This is a genomic window from Natrinema soli, assembly GCF_028618695.1.
Map to the genome: position 1 here is coordinate 1 of NZ_JAQIVI010000263.1, position 4,831 is coordinate 4,831.

The window sequence follows — 4,831 nt, forward strand, 5'->3', positions numbered from 1 at the left end:
GAGGCTCGAGCCGCCCGTCGGGATCGATCACCGTTCGCGCCGGGATCGGATCCGGCCGCGGCGGACGGCGCGCGACCAGCCGCTGAAAGCGGGTGAGATCGATCGGCTGCTCCGTCTCGATCTCCTCGCACTCGACGACGACCCGATCCCCCTCGGCGAAGAGACGGACGTAATTCAACCGGAACGAAGGGTAGTACACACCCGGCAGCCGCGAGAACCGGGTCTCGACGTGCTGGAGGTTCTTCAGCCAGGTGCCCGTGTTGACGACGACCCGATCGCCCCACTCGGTGACCGACGCGCGGTGGGTGTGTCCGTAGACGAAGACTGTGACGTCGGGATTCGCCTCGAAGATCTCCTTGGCCGCGTTCAGAAAGGGCGCGTCGCCCTGCCCGACACGAACGCCCGAGAGGACGACGCCGAAGCGCTCGAGGGTGCGCCTGAGATCTCGTCTGAACAGCCACAGGGGAACCGCGATCAGCACCAGAACGGCGATGATCACGAGGTTGACGGCGACGATGAGTTCGAGGACGATCGCGGCGACGCCGAGCGCCTGGACGACGGGATTGTCAGTGAAAAACCGCGCCGGAAGGAGCCCCACCGTCTCGAGGACGGTGCCGAACAGGTAGAGCAGCGTGAGGTTGAAAAACATCAACAGCGGGACGACGATCGCTCGCAGGAACGGGCTCATCTCCCGGTAGAAGTAATTCGAGAGGAGCCAGCGCGGGATCTCTTCCATCGGGGCGACCGACTGGATGTCGCGCAACCAGTCGCCTCTCGCCTGGCCGGAGTAGCGGCCGGCGGCGGCGACGATCCGCTGGACGACGAAGTAGCCGACCGGGAGCGCGTCGGGATTTCCCCAGTCCGGCATCCGGTTGTTCGGGTCGCGTTGCTGGCCGTGTTCGATCCAGATTTCCCCGTCGCCGACCTCGCGGGTGATCGAAATCTCCTGCTCGAGGTCGACGTTGAAGTCCGCGAGACGATCGACGTAGGAGTCGTCGCAGGCGAGGTCGTAATCGTGGTTGCCCGGGATGAGCGTGATGTCGATCGTCGCGCCCGTCGCGCGGAACTGCTCGAACACGCGCGGGTGATCGTCGATGACCCGCTCGAGTTTCGCCGGTCCCGTCACTTCGGCGTACTCCCACAGCCCGAACGCGTCGCCGTTGATGATGAGTTCGACGTCGCCGCCGCGCTCCTCGAGGTCCGCGAGAAACGAGAGGAGCTCCGTCTCGAAATCGAGCGCCGTCAGCTGTTCGTCACCGCCCATGTGGAGGTCGCTAATGAAGACGTACTCGCTGGCCATCGGACGGGTCCGGCGTACTACCAGACGGACCGGGATAGTGGTTTCCCCCTTCTGACGGCCGGCTCGCTCGAGCGCCCGTTCGGCGTCCGCGGTCCCGTCTCACTCCGTCACCCGATCCGCGGCTTCGAATCTTATCTATTAAATGCGTCCGAGCGGTACCACGAGTATGCAGGTCAAGTCTCGACACCACCTCCGCAGCGACGCGGTGTCCGATCTCGAGGAGACGCTCGAGGACCAACTCGGCGTCTCGCCCGAGGGAGATGCCTACGAGCGCGTCGAGTTCGAGGAAACCGACTGGGAGGTCGTTCTCATCGACGGCCAGCCGCGGGTCGCGTACTTCGACGAGGAGCCGTTCCTGACGGTCCGGGGAGCCAACGCCTACGAGCCCGAGAAGCGACTGGTGACCGTCGACGCGGGTGCCGTCTCGTTCGTCAGCGACGGCGCGGACGTGATGCGACCCGGGATCACGGAAGCGACCGACGACATCTCGCCGGACGATCTGATCGTCATCGCCGAGGAGTCCCACGGGAAGGTGCTCGCGGTCGGCCGCGCCCGCGTCGACGGCGCGGACATGGTCGGCGACGACGGAAAAGTGGTGGACTCGCTCCACCACGTCGGCGACGAACTCTACGAGTTCTCCGGCTAGTCGTCTCCGGTCACCTGTCGCCGCAGACGGACGACTGGTAGTCAGTTCCGGTGTCTCCGAGACCCGCCGTGCGGATGCGCCGCGATAGATCGTCACCAGACCGTCGCAGCCGTCGCCCCGACCCACAGCAGTGGTTGTCTCCGGGACAGCGTCGATCGACGCAAAAAAGTAGTCACATATTTCTCTAATTTCGATCTCCCACTCTATTGTACTAGCAATACCAGGATATTTAGGACGTATGTCCATCATTTCTAAATAGTGGTTCGTGGTACCACGGATCAGCAATGATCGAAACGACTGTCGAATCCATCGAGGTCAGGTCGCCGCCACCGATCACCACCGAAACGCCCGTCTCCGACGCGGCACAGTCCCTCCGTCGGACCGACGTGCCCGCCCTCACCGTCCTCGAGGACGAGTGCGTCGTCGGCATCGTCACCGAGTCGGATATCGTGGCACTGGTCGCGGAAACGGACGATCGGCCGGCCGTGGGGGAGATCATGTCATCACCAGTGACGACGACATCGCCGGCCGCGACGCTGGCCGAGGCCGCCGAAACGATGCGAACGAACGGTATTAAACGGCTCCCCGTCGTCAGCGACGGCATCTACCGCGGGTTGCTTTCGGCGCGGACGCTGGCTCCCTACCTCCCGCGACACCGCCTCGAGATCGAGTGGGCGGACGAGCCGATGCGCCTCGAGGCGGCCGACGGGCAGGGGTTCACTGCGAGCGACTGACCGCCGTCACCGCTCGAAGCGCACGCAGCCCAACGACTGAAGTCGTGGACGAAGTCAGTCCGCGGCCTCCTCCAATGAATCCGCTTCGAACGCGCCCTCGTACTGCGCGAGGGTGTCCCGGTAGCCCCGTTCCGCGAGCTCGTCCGTCTCGCGGAGGTCCGCGATCGACGTCTCGGTCGCGTCGATCCGCAGGTCGTTGTACGGCGGCTCGAGGTCGTGGTCTTCGGTCGTCTCGCTGTCGACGCCGTGTACCTGCCGCTGTGGCGCGCCGTCATCGACGTAATCGATCGCGCGCGCGCCACGTTCGACGTTGACCAGACTCCGGGTCGCGACGGCAGCGCGTTCGCTCACGAACGGACAGAGCGTTCCCACGCCCGGGAGTCGCGTCGTGACCCCGACGCCGAACCGGCGGTGGCGTTCCCCGTCGTCGGTTTCGTAGGCTTTTGAGACGCAGATGCTGTATGCCATCTATTACACACGACCTATCAAGAAATAAAGAAGCAACTGTGAGCGAGACGACACCGCGGCGCGTTTTCGGTGAGCGAGCGACCCGTCTGACGTAAGAACTATACAGACGGCGACGGACTCTCTCCGGTATGGGATTGATGAGTAAAATTCTCGGCGGGAGCCACTCCCGAACCGTCGAGGACTACGCCGAATTGGACCTCGAGGACGCCTCCATGGGGTCGGCCGAGGCGACGATGCAGGTACACATCGCGGAGGTCGGCACGAAGGCCGACGCGATCGATATCAAAGACGCCGTCTACGACGGCGATATCGTCATCGCGGATATCACGCGCCTGCGGACCGAGGACAGCACCGTCGAACATATCGTCGACGAACTGCGCCAGGTCGCCCAGGAGGTCGACGGCGACATCGTCCGGAAGGGAGAGGATCAGATGATTATCACGCCGACGGGCATCCACATCAGCCGCGAAAAACTGGGCCAGAACCTCTAAAACTGGACGGGGGTATCGAAACCGGTTCCGACACCGGCGGCCGACCTCGAGTCGGGGCCGTTCCGTCGCTTTCTTCGGGGTTGCCGCGGCTCAGTCGCGTTTCTGTACGAGCCGTTATAGGCGCTCGTTACGTCCGTGCGGACACCGATCGAACTACTGGTTCGTTCGGGTCGTCGATAAAAAATGTTCGTTCAGCGTCGCCCGATGCGACGTCGGTTACTTGCGCGTGACGTTCGTCGCGCGGGGGCCCTTGGGGGCCTGTTCGATATCGAATTCGATCTCCGTGCCTTCTTCGAGATCCGGACCGCCAACATCCTCCATGTGGAAGAAAACGTCGTCGTCCTCGTCGTCCGTCTCAATGAAACCGTAGCCGCCTGTGTCGTTGAAGAAATCAACCTTACCTTCTGCCATTACGAATAAACAGAGGATCGGCCCGGGGATAACACTTCCGCGAGTCGTGGTACCACGACCGTTGAAACGGCCGAACGGACCGTTTCTGTTCGGTTACGATCGTCCGCGAAGGCCTCGAGAGAGCCGTGGGCGGCGCTCGAGGTATAGTAGCCACTGAGCACCTCGCGGCCGCTCAAACGAGGTTGATGGACGTGATCCTCGAGGCGGACCGCGACCGGCAGTGAGCGTCGTCCGACTCCGTGGTCTCCGCTCGCGTCGTCTCGGTCCCAATACCTCTTTGATGATCGGCCGTGTGCTCCCGGGTATGGACGTTATTCATACCGCGGTGTGGGTATCCGATCTCGAGCGGACGCGCGAGTTCTACATCGAGGGGCTCGGACTGACGGAGAACTGGTCCTTTACCGCCGACGACGGAGTCGAAAACGTCTACATCGGCGGCGAGAACGGAGAGTTCCAGTTCAAGTACGATCCCGCGGGCGGGCCGGACATCGATTCGGGGACGATGGCCCACGTTGCGGTCGGCGTCGACAGCACCGACGAGACGTTCGAGCGAGTGCTCGAGCGCGCGGATCCGCCAGTCCAGACGGAGCCGACGACGATGGACGAGATCGGCGTCCGCGTCGCGTTTATCGAGGATCCCGACGGCTACGTCGTCGAACTCGTCGAAGAACTCGAGTAGGCTGGCGCGCCGCACTGGCCGCGTCCCGCTCGAGCGGCTACCGCTCAGAGAGGTCGCCTGCGGCGGGATCCGTGATCGACGGCTGCGTGCGGACGACCTGCG

At 63.8% G+C, this 4,831-nt stretch carries 7 protein-coding genes; 4 read left to right on the plus strand and 3 right to left on the minus strand.

The features are described from left to right. The coding region (locus PGX04_RS16410; RefSeq protein ID WP_273739495.1) for a metallophosphoesterase at window positions 1-1,300 on the minus strand (1,300 nt) is incomplete at its 3' end. 166 nt (window positions 1,301-1,466) lie between these two features. Here PGX04_RS16410 and PGX04_RS16415 point away from each other — a divergent pair. Further along, a complete protein-coding gene (locus PGX04_RS16415; protein WP_273739496.1) occupies window positions 1,467-1,946 on the plus strand; it encodes an RNA-binding protein in 480 nt (159 codons plus the stop codon). 284 nt (window positions 1,947-2,230) lie between these two features. Beyond that, entirely contained in the window at window positions 2,231-2,680 is a 450-nt protein-coding gene (locus tag PGX04_RS16420) for a CBS domain-containing protein (RefSeq protein WP_273739497.1), read from the plus strand. A gap of 54 nt (window positions 2,681-2,734) precedes the next feature. Here the strand turns inward: PGX04_RS16420 and PGX04_RS16425 are convergent, their stop codons facing one another. Then, window positions 2,735-3,148, minus strand: a complete 414-nt coding sequence (locus tag PGX04_RS16425; RefSeq protein WP_273739498.1) for a DUF1028 domain-containing protein — start codon at window positions 3,146-3,148, stop codon at window positions 2,735-2,737. A gap of 128 nt (window positions 3,149-3,276) precedes the next feature. Between PGX04_RS16425 and PGX04_RS16430 the strand changes: the two genes are divergently transcribed. Next, on the plus strand, window positions 3,277-3,639 hold the full coding sequence (locus PGX04_RS16430) for a cell division protein SepF (protein ID WP_273739499.1): 363 nt from the start codon (window positions 3,277-3,279) through the stop codon (window positions 3,637-3,639). Window positions 3,640-3,855: 216 nt separating this feature from the next. Here the strand turns inward: PGX04_RS16430 and PGX04_RS16435 are convergent, their stop codons facing one another. Continuing rightward, window positions 3,856-4,050 (minus strand): cold-shock protein, encoded by a 195-nt coding sequence (locus PGX04_RS16435; protein WP_098725595.1) that lies wholly within the window; start codon window positions 4,048-4,050, stop codon window positions 3,856-3,858. Window positions 4,051-4,354: 304 nt separating this feature from the next. On the opposite strand from PGX04_RS16435, the gene PGX04_RS16440 reads away from it, so the two are divergent. Next, the gene (locus PGX04_RS16440; protein WP_273739500.1) at window positions 4,355-4,729 is read left to right on the plus strand and encodes a VOC family protein; all 375 of its coding nucleotides are present in this window, start codon (window positions 4,355-4,357) and stop codon (window positions 4,727-4,729) included. Window positions 4,730-4,831 lie beyond the last annotated feature (102 nt).